This is a genomic window from Streptomyces sp. H27-C3, assembly GCF_030063415.1.
Lineage (GTDB): Bacteria > Actinomycetota > Actinomycetes > Streptomycetales > Streptomycetaceae > Streptomyces.
In genome coordinates this window covers 227,854-245,721 of the sequence record NZ_JASITA010000004.1, presented here as the reverse complement: position 1 = coordinate 245,721, position 17,868 = coordinate 227,854, and the positions used below count along the sequence as shown (strand labels likewise).

Below are 17,868 nucleotides of genomic sequence, written 5' to 3'. Positions count from 1 at the left end.
TCGGCCGGCTCCGGGCGCCCCGAGCCCGGGCGGCGGGTGGGCTCGGCCTCCGGCGACCTCAGCGGCGTCCCGTCTCTGCGGCTCCGCCCCTCAGCGACATCAGACCTCAGCGGCCTCCGGCCGGCAGGAGGCCGGAGAGGTCGCGCCCGCGCTCGTGCCGGGGGCCCGCCGCCGGAACCGGCCTGCGGTCCTCCAGGGGCACGACGGACGGCAGCGCGGTCGTCTCGCCGAGGAACACGTGGCGGACGACGCGCTCGGCCGCCAGGCCGTCGTCGTACGCGCAGAAACGCGCCCGGAAGGCGGCCCGCAACTGGGCGGAGCGGGAGCCGCGCCAGTGCCCGCTGGAGAAGATGTCGATCAGCTCCTCCTCGGTGCGGGCGATCGCGCCCGGCGGGAACTCGCGCAGGTCGAAGTAGGTGCCGCGAGCAGCCTCGTACGCGTCCCAGTCGTCGGTGTGCACGACGATCGGGCGGTCGAGGTTGGCGTAGTCGAACATCAGTGACGAGTAGTCCGTGATCAGGGCGTCGGCAGCCAGACAGAGCGTCTTTACCGAGGGGTGCTCGCTGACATCGATGATCCGTGGGGATTCACCCGATCGTGCGGAACGCGGGCGGGAGAACGGCACGTTGGAGGAGTAGAGGGCGCGATTGAGGATGACGACCCGGGGGCCCAGCGCGCGGGAGATCCGGTCGAGGTCGAGGAGCGGGAGCTGGTCGCGGCGGTAGTCGCGGTGGGTCGGGGCGTACAGCAGGGCGGTGAAGCCCTCGGGGATGCGGAGTGTGGAGCGCAGGCGGGCGACGTCGGTGGCGGTGGCGCGCTGGAAGACGTCGTTGCGGGGAAGGCCGTATTCGAGCGTGGTGTAGCCCGAGGGGTACGCCCGCTCCCAGATCAGGGAGGAGTGGCGATTGGCGGAGAGGCAGTAGTCCCACTTGTCGACGTCGTTGAGAAGGCGGGTGAAGTCGGTGGTGCGGGCGGCCGCCGGGTGGTCCTGGAGATCGAGGCCCATCGACTTGAGCGGGGTGCCGTGCTGGGTCTGGAGGACGATCTGGCCGGGGCGCTTGGTCAGGCGCGGGTCGAAGCCGACGTTGTTCACCAGGTACTTGGCGCGGGCCAGGGCCGTCCAGTGGGCGAAAGTGTCCGGCCGGATCGTGCGGGTTCCGGTGGGGACGGTGTGGTGGTGCTCGGGGGTGGCGATCCAGGAGGTGTGGATGTGTGGGGCGAGTTCGCGTACCTGCTCCTCGATCGCGGCGGGGTTGCAGACGTAACCGGCGTGCGCGTAGGCGGTGAAGACCGCCCGATCGGGCCGCAGGGGCAGGCGCAGCTGGACGCGATAGTGCAGCTGGAGGACGGCGGCGCGGACGGTGCGCCGGAATGCCGCGGACCGGCGGCGGAGGGAGGAGCGCAGTCGCAGGGCGGCCCGCAGCGCGCGGTGCAGGCGGTGGCTGCCCAGTCGGACCGTCGCGTGTCGCAGCCGGGCGCTCGGGCGCGGGGCGGTGCCTGGGGCGCGGTGGCGGCGGTAGTGGGCGCGGGCCAGTTGGAAGAACTCGCCGTGGCTGCCGCGCGGCAGCTGCCCCCGGGCGGTGACCAGCAGGGTGAAGTGGTCGGCCATCCGCCGGAAGACCAGCGGGCGCCAGTGGCTCAGTTCGGGGCGGGCGTCGATGAAGGCGAAGACTCGGTCGTACTGGCCGAAGACGTCGAAGTGCTCGCGGCCGGTGGCTGTACCGCTGAGGCTGCCGGTGCGGGCCGTGCCACCGGTGCGGGCTGTGCTGTCGGCACGGGCTGTGTCATCGACGTGGGCTGCGCTGTCGGCGTCGGTAGTGCGGCCGACGCTGCCCGCGCCTCCCGTGCTGGCGACGCGGCCCGCACCTCCCGTGCTGCCCGAGGTGAAGTCGCCAGCGCTGTGCGTGCTGCCGGCGGTGAAGCTGGCCGAACTGCTCGCACTGCCGGTGGTGAAGCTGCCCGCGCTGCCCGAACTGCCCGCACTTCCCGTGCCGAAGCTGCTCCCACCGCCCGCACTGCGTGTGCTAACCGTGATGATGCCGCTCCGGCGGCGCTGGCGGTGGTGTACACACACCCGGTCCAGGACGGCGATCGAGTCGGCGGCCAGCAGCGCCGGGTAGGTCCAGGGGACGTCCTCGTAGCGGCCGGGTGCGAAGGCGAAGCCCTCGCGTTCCACGAACTCACGGCTGTACGCCTTGTTCCACACCACCGCAGGGAGATTCAGCAGGCCCGGACGGTCGGCGAGTTCGAAGGCGGCCGGGCCCTCCTCGGAGAGCTGCGCGGCGTGTTGGTCGCGTAAGGCCTCGCCCGACCAGTGCGTACGGGCGTGGTCGTAGACCAGGAGGTCGGGGCCGTCCGTCTCCTTGAGGCGGTCGGTGATGGCCTGGAGCGCGCCGGGAACCAGGGTGTCGGCGCCGTCGAGGAAGATCAGATAGTCGCCGGTCGCCCGGGTGGCCCCGGCGTTGCGGGCGGGGCCCGGTCCGGTGTTCCGCGTCAGACGCACGGCCGCGACCCGCGCGTCGCGCGCCGCGTGCGCGTCGATGACCGCGCCACTGGAGCCCGGCGAGCAGTCGTCCACCACGATCAGTTCGAGATCGTCGTAGCTCTGGATCAGCACCGAATCGAGGCACTCCTCCAGATAAGCCTGGACCTTGAACGCAGGCACGATGACGCTGAACCGGGGCACGGCACATCCAGGGGGTCGACGTGGGCATCTGACCCAGGAACGGCCGAAGGAGTGAAGTGGTTACGCCGGACGTGGCATACGGGGGAAGAGCGCGGCATGGCGGCCCGGTTTCAAGAGAACCGGGCCGCCAGGTCAACGCTGTCCACGGAGTGGCCGAAAGGGCAACCGAACAACCCTTGGCAGGCGCTATTTGACCGCGCCTGCCATCACGCCGGACACGAACTGCTTCTGGAACGCGAAGAACACGATGAGCGGGATGACCATCGAGATGAAGGCGCCGGGCGCCAGGATGTCGATGTTGTTGCCGAACTGCCTCACTTGGCGCTGAAGTTCGACCGTGATCGGCGGATTGGCCGAGTCGGCGAAGATCAGGGCGATCAGCATGTCGTTCCAGACCCACAGGAACTGGAAGATGCCGAGCGAGGCGATGGCAGGACCGCCCAGCGGCATCACGACACGGGTGAACAGCCGGATCTCGCCCGCTCCGTCGAGCCGCGCCGCCTCCAGGAGCTCCTTGGGGATCTCCGCGAAGAAGTTCCGCAGCAGGAAGATCGCGAAGGGCAGCCCGAACGCGACGTGGAACAGCACCACGCCCGCCGTGGTCTCGAAGAGACCCACCGAGCCGAAGAGCTTGGACACTGGGATCAGGGCGACCTGCACCGGAACCACCAGCAGACCGACGACGACCAGGAACCACCAGTCACGGCCCGGGAAGTCCATCCACGCGAAGGCGTACCCGGCCAGTGCGCCGATCACGACGACCAGCACGGTCGACGGGACGGTGATCATGATCGTACTGAGCAGGGAGTCGGTGATGGCTTCGTTCTTGAGAAGGTTGGAGTAGTTGTCGAAGGTCACCTCCGAGGGGGAGGTGAAGACTTTCCACCAGCCGCTCGAGGCGATGTCGGTGGAGGTGCGCAGTGAGGAGAGCAGCAGACCGACCGTCGGCATCAGCCAGAACACCGCGACCAGGATGAGGAAGATCCGCATCACACCGCCGCCGGCCCGGGCCGCGATCCGTGCCGGGAGGGGCTGCTTCGCCTTCACACTTTGGCCACCCGTGGTGGTCATCGGCGTGCCTCCTTCCGCAAACGACGGACGTTGAAGAGCATCACCGGGATCACCAGGAGCAGCAGGAGTACGGCGATCGCGCTGCCCACGCCGAGGTCGGCATCGGTGCCGAACGACGAGCGGTAGAGCTGGAGCGCCAGCACGTTCGCGTCGTCCTGGGACGAGCCCGGCGCGATGATGAAGACCAGGTCGAAGATCTTCAGCACATTGATCATCAGGGTGACCAGCACCACCGCGAGCACGGGGGCGAGCAGGGGAACGGTGATGCGGCGGAAGACCTGCCACTCATTGGCGCCGTCGACCCGGGCGGCTTCGAGCAGTTCACGTGGCAGACCGGCGAGCCCGGCAGCGATCAGCACCATCGCGAAGCCGGCCCACATCCAGACGTAGCTGCCGATGATGGCCGGTGTCACCAGATTCGGGCCGAGCCAGTCGACTCCGTTGAACGGCTCGTGGAAGTTCGATTCGGGCAGGCGCAGTTCGGCGCCGTCCGCCTTCGACGAGAGGGTGAACGTGCCGTCGGCGGCGGCCTGGGTCGATTCGACGACCTTGCCGTCCTTGACCGCCTCGATCTTGAGGCCCTTGAGGCCCAACTCCTTGGCGTCGATGGTGTTGGGCTTGCCGCCGCCGCCCCGGGTGAAGTCCAGCCAGGCCGTGCCGCTCACCCGGTCCTGGGAGACCTCGGCGGGTGCGGCGATCTTCGCGTCGCCGGGCATCTTGGCGGGTGCGACACCCACCAGCGGCAGGTTGACCTGCTCGCCCGCGCTCACGGTCTGTTTGGTGACCAAGGTCCCGCCGCCGCCCGCCTTGAGCGGATGGACCGGCAGCGGGCGCGCCTTGGGGTAGCCGGCCGATTCGGCGAAGGCGTCATGGGCGGTGACCGCGACGGCGTTGGCGACCCCGCGCTCGGGGTCCTGCTCGTACACCAGCCGGAAGATGATGCCCGCGGCGAGCATCGAGATGGCCATCGGCATGAAGAGCAGCAGCTTGAAGGCCGTTCCCCAGCGGATGCGCTCGGTGAGGACGGCGAAGATCAGGCCGAGTGCGGTCGAGATGGTCGGGGCGAGGACCACCCAGATCATGTTGTTCTTGACGGCCGTCAGGATGGTGTCGTCCCGGAAGATCTCCACGTAGTTGTCGAAGGCGGCGAAGCTGTCGCCCGACTTGTCGAAGAAGCTCCGGTAGATCGAGTACCCGATCGGGTAGACCACGAGCGCGCCGAGCAGCACCAGGGCGGGCAGCAGAAAGCCGACCGCCATTGATTTGCGTGTGCCGGTCAGGCTCTTGCGTTTGCCGTTGTCGGCGGGGGGCGGCGTCACTTTCGCGGCGCCCCCCGCGGTCGCTGACGTCACCGCGTCAGCTCTTGTAGGCCTTGGCCGCGTCGGTCTCCAGCTGCTGCTGGGTTCCCGCGATGTCCTTCGGGTTCTTCAAGAAGTCCTGAAGAGCCTTCCACTCACCCTTTCCGGGTGTGCCGCCGAACGACTGCGGGGCCTGGTCCGACATGTCGAAGCGGAACGAGTCGCCCGCGTCGACCAGGGCCTTGGCGATGTCGCGCATCACGTCGTTGGGGTACGCCGCCAGGTCCAGCGACTTGTTGGGCGATACGAAGCCGCCGGACCCGGTCGCGATCTTCGCGGCGTCCTCCGAGGCCAGGAAGGTCATCAGCGCCTTGGCGCCCTTGGAGTCCTTCAGGGCCACGGCCACGTCGCCGCCGGTGACCACCGGGGCCTCGCTGCCGACCGCCGGGAAGGGGAACACCTTCGCGTCCGTACCGAGCTTCGCCTCGGTCTGCGCGATGTTGACCGCGACGAAGTCGCCCTCGAAGACCATGGCGCCCTTGGGCTGGTCACCGCCGGTGAACGTCTGGGTGACGGACGCCGGGAACTCGGTGCCGAGAGCGCCCTCCTGGCCGCCCGCGATGAGCTCCTTCTTGCCGAAGAGCTGGCCGAGTGTGGTGAGCGCGTCCTTGACGGACGGGTCGGTCCACTTGATCTTGTGCTGTGCCAGCTGGTCGTACTTCTCCGGACCCGCCTGGGAGAGGTAGATGTTCTCGAACCAGTCGGTCAGCGTCCAGCCGTCCGCGCCGCCGATCGAGACCGGCGGGACACCGGAGGCGGAGATCGTCTCGGCGGCGGTCAGGAATTCCTTCCAGGTCTTCGGCTCGGCCGCGCCCGCGTTCTCGAAGGCAGCCGTGTTGTACCAGATCAGGGACTTGTTGGCGGCCTTGTAGTACACGCCGTACTGCTTGCCGTCGACGGCGGCGATGTCCTTCCAGCCCTTGGTGTAGTTCTTGTCGAGCTGCGCCTGGGTCGGGGCGTCGACGGGCTTGAGCCACTTGCGCTCGACGGCCTGCTGGAGGGCGCCCGGCTGCTGGAGCAGCGCCACGTCCGGGGGCTGGCCGCCGGAGATCTTCGTACCGAGGTAGTTGAGCATCGCGTCCTGGGTGGGGACGTAACTGACCGTCGCTCCGGTGCGCTTTTCGAACTCCTTGAGGACCTTGGTGAAGTTCTCCTGCTCGGGGCCTGTCCAGACCGCTACGACCTGGACCTTCTCGCCGTTGAGCTTGGGGAGCGTGACGCTGGACGCCGGTGTTTTGCCGGCGTCCGCGCCGTCCCTCTTGTCCCCGTTGCCGCCGTCCCCGTCGCTGCACCCGGAGAGGGCGAGCGCACTCGCGGCGATCACCGCCAGTGCGGCCCTTCGAGCCCTTCGGTCCCTGTGTGTACGAAGAGTTGTGCGCATTTCTGCCCCGTCTCTGCCGTGCGCGTACGGACCGGCGCAGCTCTGACGGTGGCGGCGCCGATGCCGGTGTAGCTGTCCCGTGGGTCAGTCCTACGCCCGGTGGTCGGGGCCCGCAATAGTGCCTTCCGTGTCAACTCGATGATCGTAATGGCCTCGTGACGTTGGATCAGCTGTCGCCGGGGCTTTGTGCGCGTTTTCGCATGTCTGTCGCCGGGGCCCCTGGGGCGCCGGAGGACGTTGCGGTACCTGAGGTCCCTGAGACTCCTGAGGTTTTCAGCGGGGAGAGTGGTGCGAGCGGCGCCGCGTTGACGGTGCGGGCCGCGCGGTCCAGGGCGCTGGCGAGCAGGGCCAGGTCCGTCGGCCCGTTGCCCAGCTCGCGGACCGGGCGCCGGGTCGGCGGATCGCCCATGCGCTCCCACTCCAGGGGGACGACGGTGGGCCGCAGGGTCGCCGTACGGGGGATGCGCCCGGTGACCCGGCCGCCCTGGAACACCGTCACGGGACCGTCCGCGTGGTGCAGCCTGCCCCGGCCCGGCGCCGGTTCCTCGGGGGAGGGGGCGGCCGGCGGGGCGTCGAGCACCACGCGCAGTCGCGCGCCCCGGGCCAGCTCCGTGTCGGCCGTGCGGTCCGGCCTGGCGGAGGTGGCCACCAGATGCACCCCGAGCCGCCCGCCCTCCCGGGCCACCGCCTCCAGTGCCCGCACGACGGAACCGGCCGACGGGCGGCCCGTACTGCCGAGGGCGGGGGCGACCAGCGCGTCGAGGTCGTCGACCAGTACGACGAGGCGGGGGAGCGGTGAGTGCGCGGTGTCCTGGCGGGCCTGCTGCGCCAGGGACGTGGTGGTCCGCAGGCGCAGCGTCCCGCCGCTGGAGGGCGGGTCGAGATCGCCGCTGTGCTGCTCGGCGGAGCTGGGCGGGCGCTGGCCGACGAGCCTGCCCGACACCTCGCGATGCGTGTGCCACTCGGCGAAGCCGAGGCCGCCGAGGAGCTCGTGGCGCCGCTTCAGCTCGGCGCCCAACGCCTGCGCGAACTCCCGCATGCGCAGCGGGTCGGAGGCCACCAGGTGCGTGGAGACGTGCGGCAGCTCGGTGCAGACCCGCAGGCCCTCGCCGCGCTCACCGCCCGCCCCGTCCACCAGGACGAGACCGAGCCGGTCGGGCCGGGCGGCGGCGGCCAGCGAGGCTGCGACGGAACGCAGCAGCTCGGTGCGCCCGCTGCCCGCTGGGCCCTCGATCAGCAGATGCGGTCCCTCGGTGGTCAGGTCGACGCACAGCGGCCCGCGCGGACCCGCACCCAGGACCGCCCACGCGCGGGTGGCGCCCGGCGCCTGCCCGTCGTCCGCTGCGGCGGCCCAGCGGGCCATCAGGGACGCGGGGGTGGCGCGGGCCAGGCCCAGCTCGTCGAGCAGCCGGGCGGACGGCGGCAGCACGGCGGCCCGGCTCGAGCGGCCCGGCGGCGGACCGTCCGTACGCAGCGGGGCCATCGACCGGGCGAAGCGCTCCGCCCAGGCCGCGGACACCGCGTCCAGCGTGGCGAGCGTGCCGTGCCCCACGGGCTGCCCGCCGGCGGTGCGCAGCAGCCGCAGCGCGGTGGCCACGTCGCCGCTGAGCAGGGCGACCGCCCCGCACTCGCGGAACGCGGGAGCTGCGGCGCAGGCCGCCTCGTAGGTCGCGGCGACCGGTGAGACGGGGGAGGCCGCGGCGGTCTCGGCCAGGGTCAGAAGGTGGATGCCGCTCGCGGCGCCGGTCGCGGCCAGCCGGGCGGTGGCCTCGCGCAGCCCGGTGGAACCGGGGTCGCCGTCGACGATCACCACGGTGTACGGCCCGTCCCCGCCCAGCGGTTCCTCGTCGGTCCGCCGCACCAGCTCGGCGACACGGGCCGCGGCCTGGTCCCGGTCGTAGGCCAGCAGCAGCCGACAGTCCTGGCCGTGGGCGGGCCGCAGATGCGGCAGCCAGCCGAGCCAGCCCCACTCGGCCTTGCGTTCCTCCAGTGACCTGGAGCGGTCCGCGCTGATCAGCACGATCTCCAGGTCGACGGGGGAGTGCAGGGCGGCGAGCTGCGCGACGGCGGACCTGGCGAGCCCGGCCAGCCGGGAGCGAGGTCCGGCGAGCCCCAGCGAGCCCACCTCCCGCAGCCCCACGGTCACCGGCACGGCGGGCAACGGGCGGCCGCCTTCGGGCCCGGCGCGGTCGGCGGTGCCCAGCCGGAGCACCAGCGTCTCGGGGTGCCCGGGGCCGCGCTCCCACAGCCGGGGGCCGGGGCCGAGGGCGGTGAGCAGCAGGGACGCCGGGTCGGGCCAGGTCTCCGGGGCGGCGGATGCGGCCGGTGGTACGTCCTCGGGGGCGCCGACGGGCGGCATCCCGACGGGGGTCGACTCGGCCGGTGCGTACTCGGGCACCGTCTCCCCGCGCCCGCCGGTCAGACGCCGGGCCCAGGCTCCTATGCCCCCGCGCCTGCGGGCCTGCTCCTCGCCGAAGACCCCGCGTCGCCCGCCATGGGTCCCGTCGCCGGAACCCGGCCGGCCTGCGGAGCCGTGGCCCGAGCCGGAGCCGCGCCCGCCGTAGACGTCGTCGCCGGTGCCGCCGTCGCCCCCACATCGGATGCGGCCCGGCGCTGTGGCTGCCGGGTCCGCCGGGCTGTAGTACGCCTCGGGGGCGCGTTCTTCGCGGTCGTCCGCGGGCTCCGGCGTGGACCCCGCTGTGCGCCCTGATGCCGCTCGGCCACCGGTCTCGCTCGCGGGGCCCGGATCCGAATACCTGGTGCCGCCCTGTCCCGAGAAGGACTCCGTACCGCTGCGTACGTCATTTCGTGCGTCATGAGGAGCACCACCGGGCGCCCCGGGCGCCGCACCCGCCCGGTCGTCGTAGCGGTCGTCGTACGGTCCGGCGCCCCGGCGCCCTGCGGCTGTCGGCCCGTCCTCGGGGACGTACTGACCGGGCACCGTGGGCGCGGCTCCGGATCCGGGCCGGCCCGCGGGCGGCCGGGACACGGAACGGTCGCCCGGACGGCCGGGCGCAGCCGGGCCTGGCTCGCTTTCGTACGGCCCGCGGACGGCGCCGCCGAACCGCTCCTCGGCGGACCGGGAACGCTCATCGCCGGCCTCGGAAGCCGCTCCGGACCGGGATCTGTACGGGGCGGCGCCCGGCGCTTCATGGGCCGGTCCGCTCCAGGAGTCCTGGGCCGTGGCGCCCGCCGCTCCGGATGTGTCGTACGGCCCGGTGGACCGAACGACGGGCGGGGTCCCTGCGAGACGGCCCGAGACCCGGCGGCCGGCGGCAGGGCCGCTGTCCGCGGCCTCGGTGCCGGTCCGGCCGACGGCCAGGGAGCCCCGGTCCGTGGGCGTCGGGGCGCCGTGCGCGCCCGGCACCGGGCCGCCCCGGGTGCTCCGGGTGGGCCCGTCGGGCGCGCGGGTGACGCGCAGGTGGCCCTCGCCGTCCGGGGCCACCGGGAGCGAGGGGGGCAGGTCGCCGGGGGCCAGCCGCAGCGCGGACTCGCCGACCCGTAGCAGCGCGCCGGGCGCCAGCCGCACCGGGCGTTCGTCGACCGCCGTGCCGTCCAGGGCCGTGCCGTTGGTGGAGCCGAGGTCAGCGACCGAGACGCGGCCGTCCTCCGTCAGCGTCACCGCGCAGTGCAGCCGTGACACGTCCGGGTCGTCCAGCGGGACGTCCGCGTCGGTGGAGCGGCCGATGCTGATCCGGCCGCCGTGCAGCAGATGGACGCCTCCGGCGTCGGGGCCCGCCACGACGTGCAACTGGGCCGGTGCCGGTGCCGGTGCCGCGTCGGGCCGGGTGTCGCCCTCCGGCGCCGGCGCGTGCAGCGACAGCACCGCCCCGTCGACCAGCGGTGGCTCACCCAGCGCGCAGTGCCGCGCGTCGAGCCGCTCGCGCCCCGCGTAGACCACCACCGCGCCCGTGGTCTCCGGGCCGGAGCCCGGACCCGAGACGGCCGCCGCCAGGCCCGAGGCCACGGCGGCCAGCGCCGTCCCCGCGGGGGCGGTGACCAGCACGTCACAGGCGCGCGCGGCCGGCGCTGCGGCCTGCAGGCCCTGGGCCTGCGTGCCGTGTGCGCCCTGGCCGCTGCGCGGCGCGAGAACGGTCAGCCGGATCTGCATCGCCGTCAGCGGTCCCTTCTGCGCGAAGTGCCCGGCAGGGGGACCGCCCTGTGATTCCCCCCACCCGGCACGGACGCGTCGTCCGGTACAGGTCGGCACGCAACAGGGGCCTCCCGGCCCCTTAGTTCCGTGCTGGAGGCATCCTCGCACCTGCCACTGACAACACGCCCGGCAGCCGCCAGCAAGTGATCTTGATTGGTCGGCTGTGGACGTAAAAGTGCAGGCTTGGGATCGCGCGTGACGTATGTGGCACGTGCGTTCGGCAACCATCCGAACAGTGCGGGCGTCCTTCCCGTGAACAGACGCTGTCCGTGCCCCGTTCGGTGGCAGCGGGGCGGCATTACAGTGGGTCGGAATACGGGCCGGAGCGCTCGGGACGAAGCGAGGGCCACGCAGCCACGCCAAGGGAACACGATCAGCAGGGAGCGCATGACGTGCGGCCGGTAGGCAGTAAATACCTGCTCGAGGAGCCGATCGGGCGCGGCGCCACGGGCGTCGTCTGGCGGGCTCGCCAGCGCGAGACCGCCGGAGCCGAAGCAGCGGTGGCCGGTCAGCCCGGCGAGACCGTCGCGATCAAGGTACTCAAGGAGGAGCTCGCCAACGACGCGGACGTCGTGATGCGCTTCCTCCGGGAGCGGTCCGTACTGCTGCGGCTCACCCACCCGAACATCGTCAGGACCCGGGACCTGGTCGTCGAGGGCGATCTGCTCGCCCTCGTCATGGACCTGATCGACGGCCCCGACCTGCACCGCTACATCCGCGAGAACGGCCCGTTCTCGCCCGTCGCCGCGTCCCTCCTGACCGCGCAGATCGCGGACGCGCTGGCGGCCAGCCACGCCGACGGCGTGGTCCACCGCGACCTGAAGCCCGCGAACGTCCTGCTCGACGAGCGCGACGGCCAGATGCACCCGATGCTCACCGACTTCGGCATCGCACGCCTCGCGGACTCCCCGGGCCTGACCCGCACCCACGAATTCGTCGGCACGCCCGCGTACGTCGCGCCGGAGTCCGCCGAGGGCCGTCCGCAGACCTCCGCCGTCGACATCTACGGCGCGGGCATCCTGCTGTACGAGCTGGTCACCGGGCGCCCGCCGTTCGCCGGCGGTACGGCGCTCGAAGTGCTCCACCGCCACCTCAGCGAGGAGCCCCGCCGCCCGACCACCGTCCCCGAACCGCTCTGGACGGTCATCGAGCGCTGCCTGCGCAAGGAGCCCGACGAGCGGCCGAGCGCCGAGAACCTCGCCCGCGCCCTGCGCACCGTCGCGGGCGGCATCGGCGTCCACTCGTCGTCCGCGCAGGTCGAGGCGGCCATGGGGGTGGGCGCGCTGCTCGCCCCCGACCCGGCGCCCGCGCAGGTCCCCGACATGCCCGGCGCCGCGGACCCGACCCAGGTCCTGCCGAGCAACGCCGGGTCGTACGACCCGAGCGCCGCGACCAGCGTCATGCCGTCCACCGGCGGACCGCGGCACGGCGCCGGGGCCGGCGACGCGACCTCGGTCATGCCGCCCGTCCCGCCGGGCCCCGACGGCATGCCGGGCGGCCCCGAGGACCCGCACCCCTGGCAGAACCAGCTGCGCGCGGCCCGCGACCGCAACGAGCAGACGCAGGTCCAGTACCTCGACCCGAGCGAGGACCCGCTGCGCCGCCGCCCCCAGCGCCAGCCGCAGCAGCCCCCGCAGTACCAGCAGCCGCCCCAGCCCCAGCGCCGACAGCAGCAGCAACCGCAGCGGTACGCCCCGCCGCCCCCGCCGCAGTATCAGCAGCCGCAGGCGCCGCCCCCGCAGCAGCGGCACGCGCCTCCGCAGCAGCCCGCCCAGCCGACCCCGCGTCCGCCGCGTGAGCCGCGCCGCAGCAATCCCAACCGGATGCGGATCCCCGGCCTCGGCTGTCTCAAGGGCTGCCTGTTCACCATCATCCTGCTGTTCGCGGCCTCCTGGCTGATCTGGGAGCTGACCCCACTCCAGGACTGGATCGGTTCGACCAAGAGCTTCTTCGAGCAGATCGGTGACACCTACACCTCTGTCAAGAAGTGGTTCGAGGACATCGGAGGCAAGACGAACTGACCGACTCGGTTGACTTGTCGACTTCTGGGAGCGGATTTCGCCCCCAGAAGTGCGGGTTGGCGCCATACGGGGCACGGAGCGCCCCGCCACCCGCGTAGCCTCAGGGCGATCGACAGCCGCTGAGGGAGCAGTCTTGGCACGGAAAATCGGCAGCCGGTACACCGCCCACCAGATCCTGGGCCGCGGCAGCGCCGGCACGGTATGGCTGGGCGACGGACCCGAGGGTCCGGTCGCCATCAAGCTGCTGCGCGAGGACCTCGCCTCCGACCAGGAGCTCGTCGGGCGCTTCGTCCAGGAGCGCACCGCGTTGCTCGGACTCGACAACCCCCGGGTGGTCTCCGTCCGCGACCTCGTCGTCGACGGCAACGACCTCGCCCTCGTCATGGACCTCGTACGCGGTACGGACCTGCGCACCCGGCTCGACCGCGAGCGCCGCATGGCGCCCGAGGCGGCGGTCGCGATCGCCGCGGACGTCGCCGACGGCCTGGCCGCCGCGCACGCGGCCGGAGTGGTGCACCGGGACGTCAAGCCGGAGAACATCCTGCTCGACATGGAGGGCCCGCTCGGCCCCGGCGGAGCGCACCCCGCGCTGCTGACGGACTTCGGCGTCGCCAAGCTGATCGACACCCCCCGCCGCACCCGTGCGACGAAGATCATCGGTACGCCGGACTACCTGGCACCCGAGATCGTCGAGGGCCTGCCGCCCCGCGCCGCGGTCGACATCTACGCGCTGGCCACCGTCCTGTACGAGCTGCTCGCGGGCTTCACCCCCTTCGGCGGCGGCCACCCCGGCGCCGTACTGCGCCGCCATGTCACGGAATCGGTTGTGCCGCTGCCCGGCATCCCCGAGGAGCTGTGGCAGCTCCTTGTGCAGTGCCTGGCGAAGGCGCCCGCGTCCCGCCTGCGCGCATCGGAGCTCTCCGCCCGCCTGCGCGACCAGCTCCCCCTCCTCGCGGGCATCCCGCCGCTGGACGTCGACGAGCCGGACCCCGAGGAGGAGGCGGCGTACGAGGAGCAGTCCCGCCACCCCGAGACGTCCGAGGAGCCGCGCCGCCGCGGCGCCGTCCCGCTGGTGCCGGGGTCGGCCCTCGACTCGAACCGCGACACCCATACGAGCATGCGCGTCCCGGGCCCCGACGAACTGGCCGGGGGCGCCCGCGGCACGGCCCGCGCCCCCCGCGCGAGCGGTCAGCGCCGTCCCGGATCGGCCCGCCACAAGTCCGGCAGCGTCCGCAGGCGCCGCCTGGCCCTGGGCGTCGTGGCGGTCCTGCTCGCGGCGGCCGCCGGGGTCGGCGGCTGGCTGGCGGTCATGGACGACGGCCCGGAAGCGCCACCCCGGGACACGCGCCAGTCCTCCCCCTCCCAGCCTTAGCCCCAGTCCTGGCCCCAGCCCTGCCCCGACCCGGTTCCGGGCCAGGGGCCAGGACCCCGCCCAGCCCCGGAAGGGTGTGCGGCGGGCGAGGGGAACGCCCGCCCGCCCAGCCGTTACGCTGGACCCGTGGCAGTCGTCGATGTATCCGAAGAGCTCAAGTCCCTCTCCTCGACCATGGGGTCGATCGAGGCCGTCCTGGACCTCGACAGCCTGAGGGCCGATATCGCCGTGCTCGAGGAGCAGGCCGCGGCGCCGTCCCTGTGGGACGACCCGGAGGCGGCGCAGAAGATCACGAGCAAGCTGTCGCACCTCCAGGCCGAGGTCCGCAAGACGGAGGCGCTCCGCAGCCGGATCGACGACCTGCCGGTGTTCTTCGAGCTCGCCGAGGCCGAGGACGACGCGGACACCCTCGCGGAGGCGGAGACCGAGCTCATCGCCGTCCGCAAGGCGCTGGAGGAGATGGAAGTACGCACGCTCCTCTCCGGCGAGTACGACGCGCGTGAGGCCCTCGTCAACATCCGCGCCGAGGCCGGTGGCGTCGACGCCTCCGACTTCGCCGAGCGCCTCCAGCGCATGTACCTGCGCTGGGCCGAGCGGCACAACTACTCCACCGAGGTCTACGAGACGTCGTACGCCGAAGAGGCCGGCATCAAGTCGACCACCTTCGTCGTCCGGGCGCCGTACGCCTACGGAACGCTCTCCGTCGAGCAGGGCACGCACCGGCTCGTCCGCATCTCGCCCTTCGACAACCAAGGCCGTCGGCAGACCTCCTTCGCCGGCGTCGAGGTGCTCCCGGTCGTCGAGAAGACCGACCACATCGAGATCGACGAGTCCGAGCTGCGGGTGGACGTCTACCGCGCCTCGGGCCCCGGCGGACAGGGCGTCAACACCACCGACTCCGCGGTGCGACTGACTCACGTCCCCACCGGCATCGTCGTCTCCTGTCAGAACGAGCGCTCGCAGATCCAGAACAAGGCCAGCGCGATGAACGTCCTCCAGGCGAAGCTCCTTGAGCGCCGCCGCCAGGAGGAGAAGGCCGAGATGGACGCCCTCAAGGGCGACGGTGGCAACTCCTGGGGCAACCAGATGCGTTCGTACGTCCTGCACCCGTACCAGATGGTCAAGGACCTGCGTACGGAGTTCGAGGTCGGAAATCCGCAGGGTGTGCTCGACGGCGAGATCGACGGCTTCCTCGAAGCGGGAATTCGCTGGCGCAAGCAGCAGGAGAAGTAAACCTCGCTTTATCGACACGGCAACTGGCGCCCTTGAGGCGCCAGTTGCCGCTTGTGTCACAGTCGCGTCCCTGTACGGTGGGCAAGTGTTCCCATTTCGGGCATTGCTCGCGCAACCTCCTTGACGGGCTTCCTATTTCTGGCGAGGCTGACGCGCGGCATGCGTATCTACTGGGGCGCGTGTGATCCCGGGGAATGTCAACATCCCCAGCGGCTGTCGCCCTAGCGCTGCTCCACTGACGAATTCAGCTACTGGGGGTACCACACAGATGACGAAGAAGACGCGGATCCGTGTTGCACGGATAGCCGCCGGCGCGGTGATTGCCGCCGGTGCGTCGCTGACCGCCGCGGGCGCCGCTCAGGCCGTCGGCTTCGGTGCCGACAACAGCGTGGACACGGGCGTTGTCGACATCGGCCTCGGCCTCGATGTGAACACCATCGAGGGTGGTGACAACGCCGGCACCGTGGCGGGTGGTGTCGACGCCGGTCCTACGGGTGGCGGCGAGACGGGTACGACCGGTACGACGGGTACGACCGGTACGACGGGTACGACCGGTACCACGGGTACGACCGGTACCACGGGCACGACCGGTACCACGGGCACGACCGGTACCACGGGCACGACCGGTACCACGGGCACGACCGGTACCACGGGCACGACCGGTACCACGGGCACGACCGGTACCACGGGCACCACCGGTACCACGGGCACCACCGGTACGACGGGTACGACCGGTACGACCGGTACCACGGGCACGACCGGTACCACGGGCACGACCGGCAACACCGGAACGACCGGAACCACGGGCAACACCGGAACGACCGGCAACACCGGTACCACGGGCACGACTGGCAGCAATGGCGGCAACACCAGCACTACCGGTGGTGACAGCGACGGCGGCGACACCGGTACCACGGGCACGACCGGCAGCACGGGCGGTGACACGACCGGCGGTGGCGACACCGGCGGTGGCGACGGCGGTACCAGCACCGGCGGTGACACCGCGGGTGGCGCGACCGGCGGCAACGACGGCACCGACACCGACAGCGTCGGCTCGCAGCCGGTCCAGCAGGGCGAGGCCAAGGAGGAGCTCGCCGAGACGGGCGCCGCCGAGACCTCGTTCCTGCTCATCGGTGCCGCGACGATGATCGCCGGTGGCATCGGCTTCCGTATGCTGCCGCGCCTGGTCAGCGGCCGTACCGCCGCCTGAACCACGTAGACGTGGACGTCGCCCGGACGCCGGCCAGGCGCCCGTAGGACGACCGGACGCACGGAAAGGGCCCGAAGCGCTCAGCGCCTCGGGCCCTTTCCTGTGCCGCTTCTCCGCTTCTTCATGTCTTGCGCCCCGTCCGGCCCGCGCCGCGCAGCGCCCTCAGGAGGCCCGTGGGGCGACGAGGGCGGCTGTTACGCGGTCTGGTGCGCCAGCAGGACCAGCGCGGCCACCAGCACCGCGAGCAGCGCCATCAGCGCGGCAGGGCTGAGCCCCGCCAGGGGCCCCTCCTGCTGGAGCCGTTGCCTGCTGGCCCGGCACACCTGGCAGCGGCCCTCGTTCACGGGCGCCGCGCAGTTCGCGCACACCAATCGGTCGTAGGTCATGCGCAGTCCTCCTCCCGCGCGGCGGAGCCGCAGCCGTGCGCCCTCAGCCGTGTAGCCGCACCGATCAACGGTCTACTCCGCTCAACGCTCCGGGAAACTCCACCGTTCCCCCTTCCACTCCACTGTGCCAGCTCCCACACGTTCCGGCGCGTCCCACCGGGGTAAGACCGCTCGCTTGTGCCCGGTAAGTAGCCGGGACCGTGCGTAGATCCGTGATAAAACGCCCATCCCGGGACGCCGACTGCGCGGGCCCGTCCGGGTCGCGTATGGTCACGCTCACCTACTCCCGGCGACCGTGGTGCACCCGTGATCCGATTCGACAATGTCTCCAAGACTTACCCGAAGCAGAACCGCCCCGCCCTCAGGGATGTTTCCCTGGAGGTCGCGAAGGGCGAATTCGTCTTCCTCGTGGGCTCCTCAGGCTCGGGTAAGTCCACTTTCCTGCGGCTGTTGCTGCGCGAGGAGCGCGCCAGCCACGGCATGGTGCACGTCCTGGGCAAGGACCTCGCGCGCCTGTCCAACTGGAAGGTGCCGAGCATGCGCCGCCAGCTGGGCACCGTCTTCCAGGACTTCCGCCTGCTCCCCAACAAGACCGTCGGGGAGAACGTCGCGTTCGCGCAGGAAGTCATCGGCAAGTCGCGCGGAGAGATCCGCAAGTCCGTACCGCAGGTCCTCGATCTCGTCGGTCTCGGCGGCAAGGAGGACCGGATGCCCGGTCAGCTCTCGGGTGGTGAGCAGCAACGGGTGGCGATCGCCAGGGCCTTCGTCAACCGGCCGATGCTGCTGATCGCGGACGAGCCGACCGGAAATCTCGACCCGCAGACCTCCGTCGGCATCATGAAGCTGCTGGACCGCATCAACCGCACCGGCACCACTGTGGTGATGGCGACCCACGACCAGCAGATCGTCGACCAGATGCGCAAGCGCGTCATCGAACTCGAGAAGGGCCGCCTCGTGCGCGACCAGTCTCGGGGCGTCTACGGATACCAGCACTGAA

Annotated in this window: 11 protein-coding genes; 5 read left to right on the top strand and 6 right to left on the bottom strand. The window is 71.7% G+C overall.

Annotated elements, in window-relative coordinates; all coding sequences use genetic code 11:
- Window positions 1-106: 106 nt before the first annotated feature.
- The 5 genes from QMK30_RS05975 to QMK30_RS05955 all read right to left on the bottom strand — a co-directional run bounded on the left by QMK30_RS05975 (window position 107) and on the right by QMK30_RS05955 (window position 10,607).
- Entirely contained in the window at window positions 107-2,686 is a 2,580-nt protein-coding gene (locus QMK30_RS05975) for a bifunctional glycosyltransferase/CDP-glycerol:glycerophosphate glycerophosphotransferase (RefSeq protein ID WP_283516080.1), read from the bottom strand.
- A gap of 186 nt (window positions 2,687-2,872) precedes the next feature.
- Entirely contained in the window at window positions 2,873-3,757 is an 885-nt protein-coding gene (locus QMK30_RS05970) for a carbohydrate ABC transporter permease (RefSeq protein WP_283516079.1), read from the bottom strand.
- Complete coding sequence (locus QMK30_RS05965) at window positions 3,754-5,109, bottom strand: carbohydrate ABC transporter permease (protein ID WP_502963072.1); 1,356 nt, start codon at window positions 5,107-5,109, stop codon at window positions 3,754-3,756. Before QMK30_RS05965 ends, QMK30_RS05970 begins: the two co-directional genes overlap by 4 nt.
- Before the next feature lie 4 nt (window positions 5,110-5,113).
- Window positions 5,114-6,496, bottom strand: coding sequence for an ABC transporter substrate-binding protein (locus tag QMK30_RS05960; RefSeq protein WP_283516078.1), 1,383 nt, complete (start codon window positions 6,494-6,496; stop codon window positions 5,114-5,116).
- A 166-nt stretch (window positions 6,497-6,662) separates the two neighbouring features.
- Complete coding sequence (locus QMK30_RS05955; protein WP_283516077.1) at window positions 6,663-10,607, bottom strand: FtsK/SpoIIIE domain-containing protein; 3,945 nt, start codon at window positions 10,605-10,607, stop codon at window positions 6,663-6,665.
- Between the two features lie 434 nt (window positions 10,608-11,041).
- Between QMK30_RS05955 and QMK30_RS05950 the strand changes: the two genes are divergently transcribed.
- From QMK30_RS05950 to QMK30_RS05935, 4 genes are all read left to right on the top strand, one after another.
- Window positions 11,042-12,670: a serine/threonine-protein kinase gene (locus QMK30_RS05950; RefSeq protein ID WP_283516076.1), complete on the top strand. Its 1,629-nt coding sequence runs from the start codon at window positions 11,042-11,044 to the stop codon at window positions 12,668-12,670.
- Window positions 12,671-12,803: 133 nt separating this feature from the next.
- Complete coding sequence (locus QMK30_RS05945) at window positions 12,804-14,042, top strand: serine/threonine-protein kinase (protein ID WP_283516075.1); 1,239 nt, start codon at window positions 12,804-12,806, stop codon at window positions 14,040-14,042.
- A gap of 126 nt (window positions 14,043-14,168) precedes the next feature.
- The gene (prfB, locus tag QMK30_RS05940; RefSeq protein ID WP_283516074.1) at window positions 14,169-15,275 is read left to right on the top strand and encodes a peptide chain release factor 2; all 1,107 of its coding nucleotides are present in this window, start codon (window positions 14,169-14,171) and stop codon (window positions 15,273-15,275) included.
- A 268-nt stretch (window positions 15,276-15,543) separates the two neighbouring features.
- Window positions 15,544-16,485 (top strand): hypothetical protein, encoded by a 942-nt coding sequence (locus tag QMK30_RS05935; RefSeq protein WP_283516073.1) that lies wholly within the window; start codon window positions 15,544-15,546, stop codon window positions 16,483-16,485.
- Between the two features lie 194 nt (window positions 16,486-16,679).
- Here QMK30_RS05935 and QMK30_RS05930 read toward each other — a convergent pair whose 3' ends face one another.
- Window positions 16,680-16,871 (bottom strand): hypothetical protein, encoded by a 192-nt coding sequence (locus QMK30_RS05930; protein WP_283516072.1) that lies wholly within the window; start codon window positions 16,869-16,871, stop codon window positions 16,680-16,682.
- Between the two features lie 306 nt (window positions 16,872-17,177).
- Here QMK30_RS05930 and ftsE point away from each other — a divergent pair, with 306 nt between their 5' ends.
- Window positions 17,178-17,867: a cell division ATP-binding protein FtsE gene (gene ftsE, locus QMK30_RS05925; RefSeq protein ID WP_283516071.1), complete on the top strand. Its 690-nt coding sequence runs from the start codon at window positions 17,178-17,180 to the stop codon at window positions 17,865-17,867.
- Window position 17,868 lies beyond the last annotated feature (1 nt).

Coding starts and splice junctions, on each gene's coding strand:
- QMK30_RS05930 (WP_283516072.1), bottom strand. CDS start 16,871: ATGACCTACGACCGATTGGTGTGCGCGAACTGCGCGGCGCCCGTGAAC.
- QMK30_RS05960 (WP_283516078.1), bottom strand. CDS start 6,496: ATGCGCACAACTCTTCGTACACACAGGGACCGAAGGGCTCGAAGGGCC.
- QMK30_RS05955 (WP_283516077.1), bottom strand. CDS start 10,607: ATGCAGATCCGGCTGACCGTTCTCGCGCCGCGCAGCGGCCAGGGCGCA.
- QMK30_RS05970 (WP_283516079.1), bottom strand. CDS start 3,757: ATGACCACCACGGGTGGCCAAAGTGTGAAGGCGAAGCAGCCCCTCCCG.
- QMK30_RS05935 (WP_283516073.1), top strand. CDS start 15,544: ATGACGAAGAAGACGCGGATCCGTGTTGCACGGATAGCCGCCGGCGCG.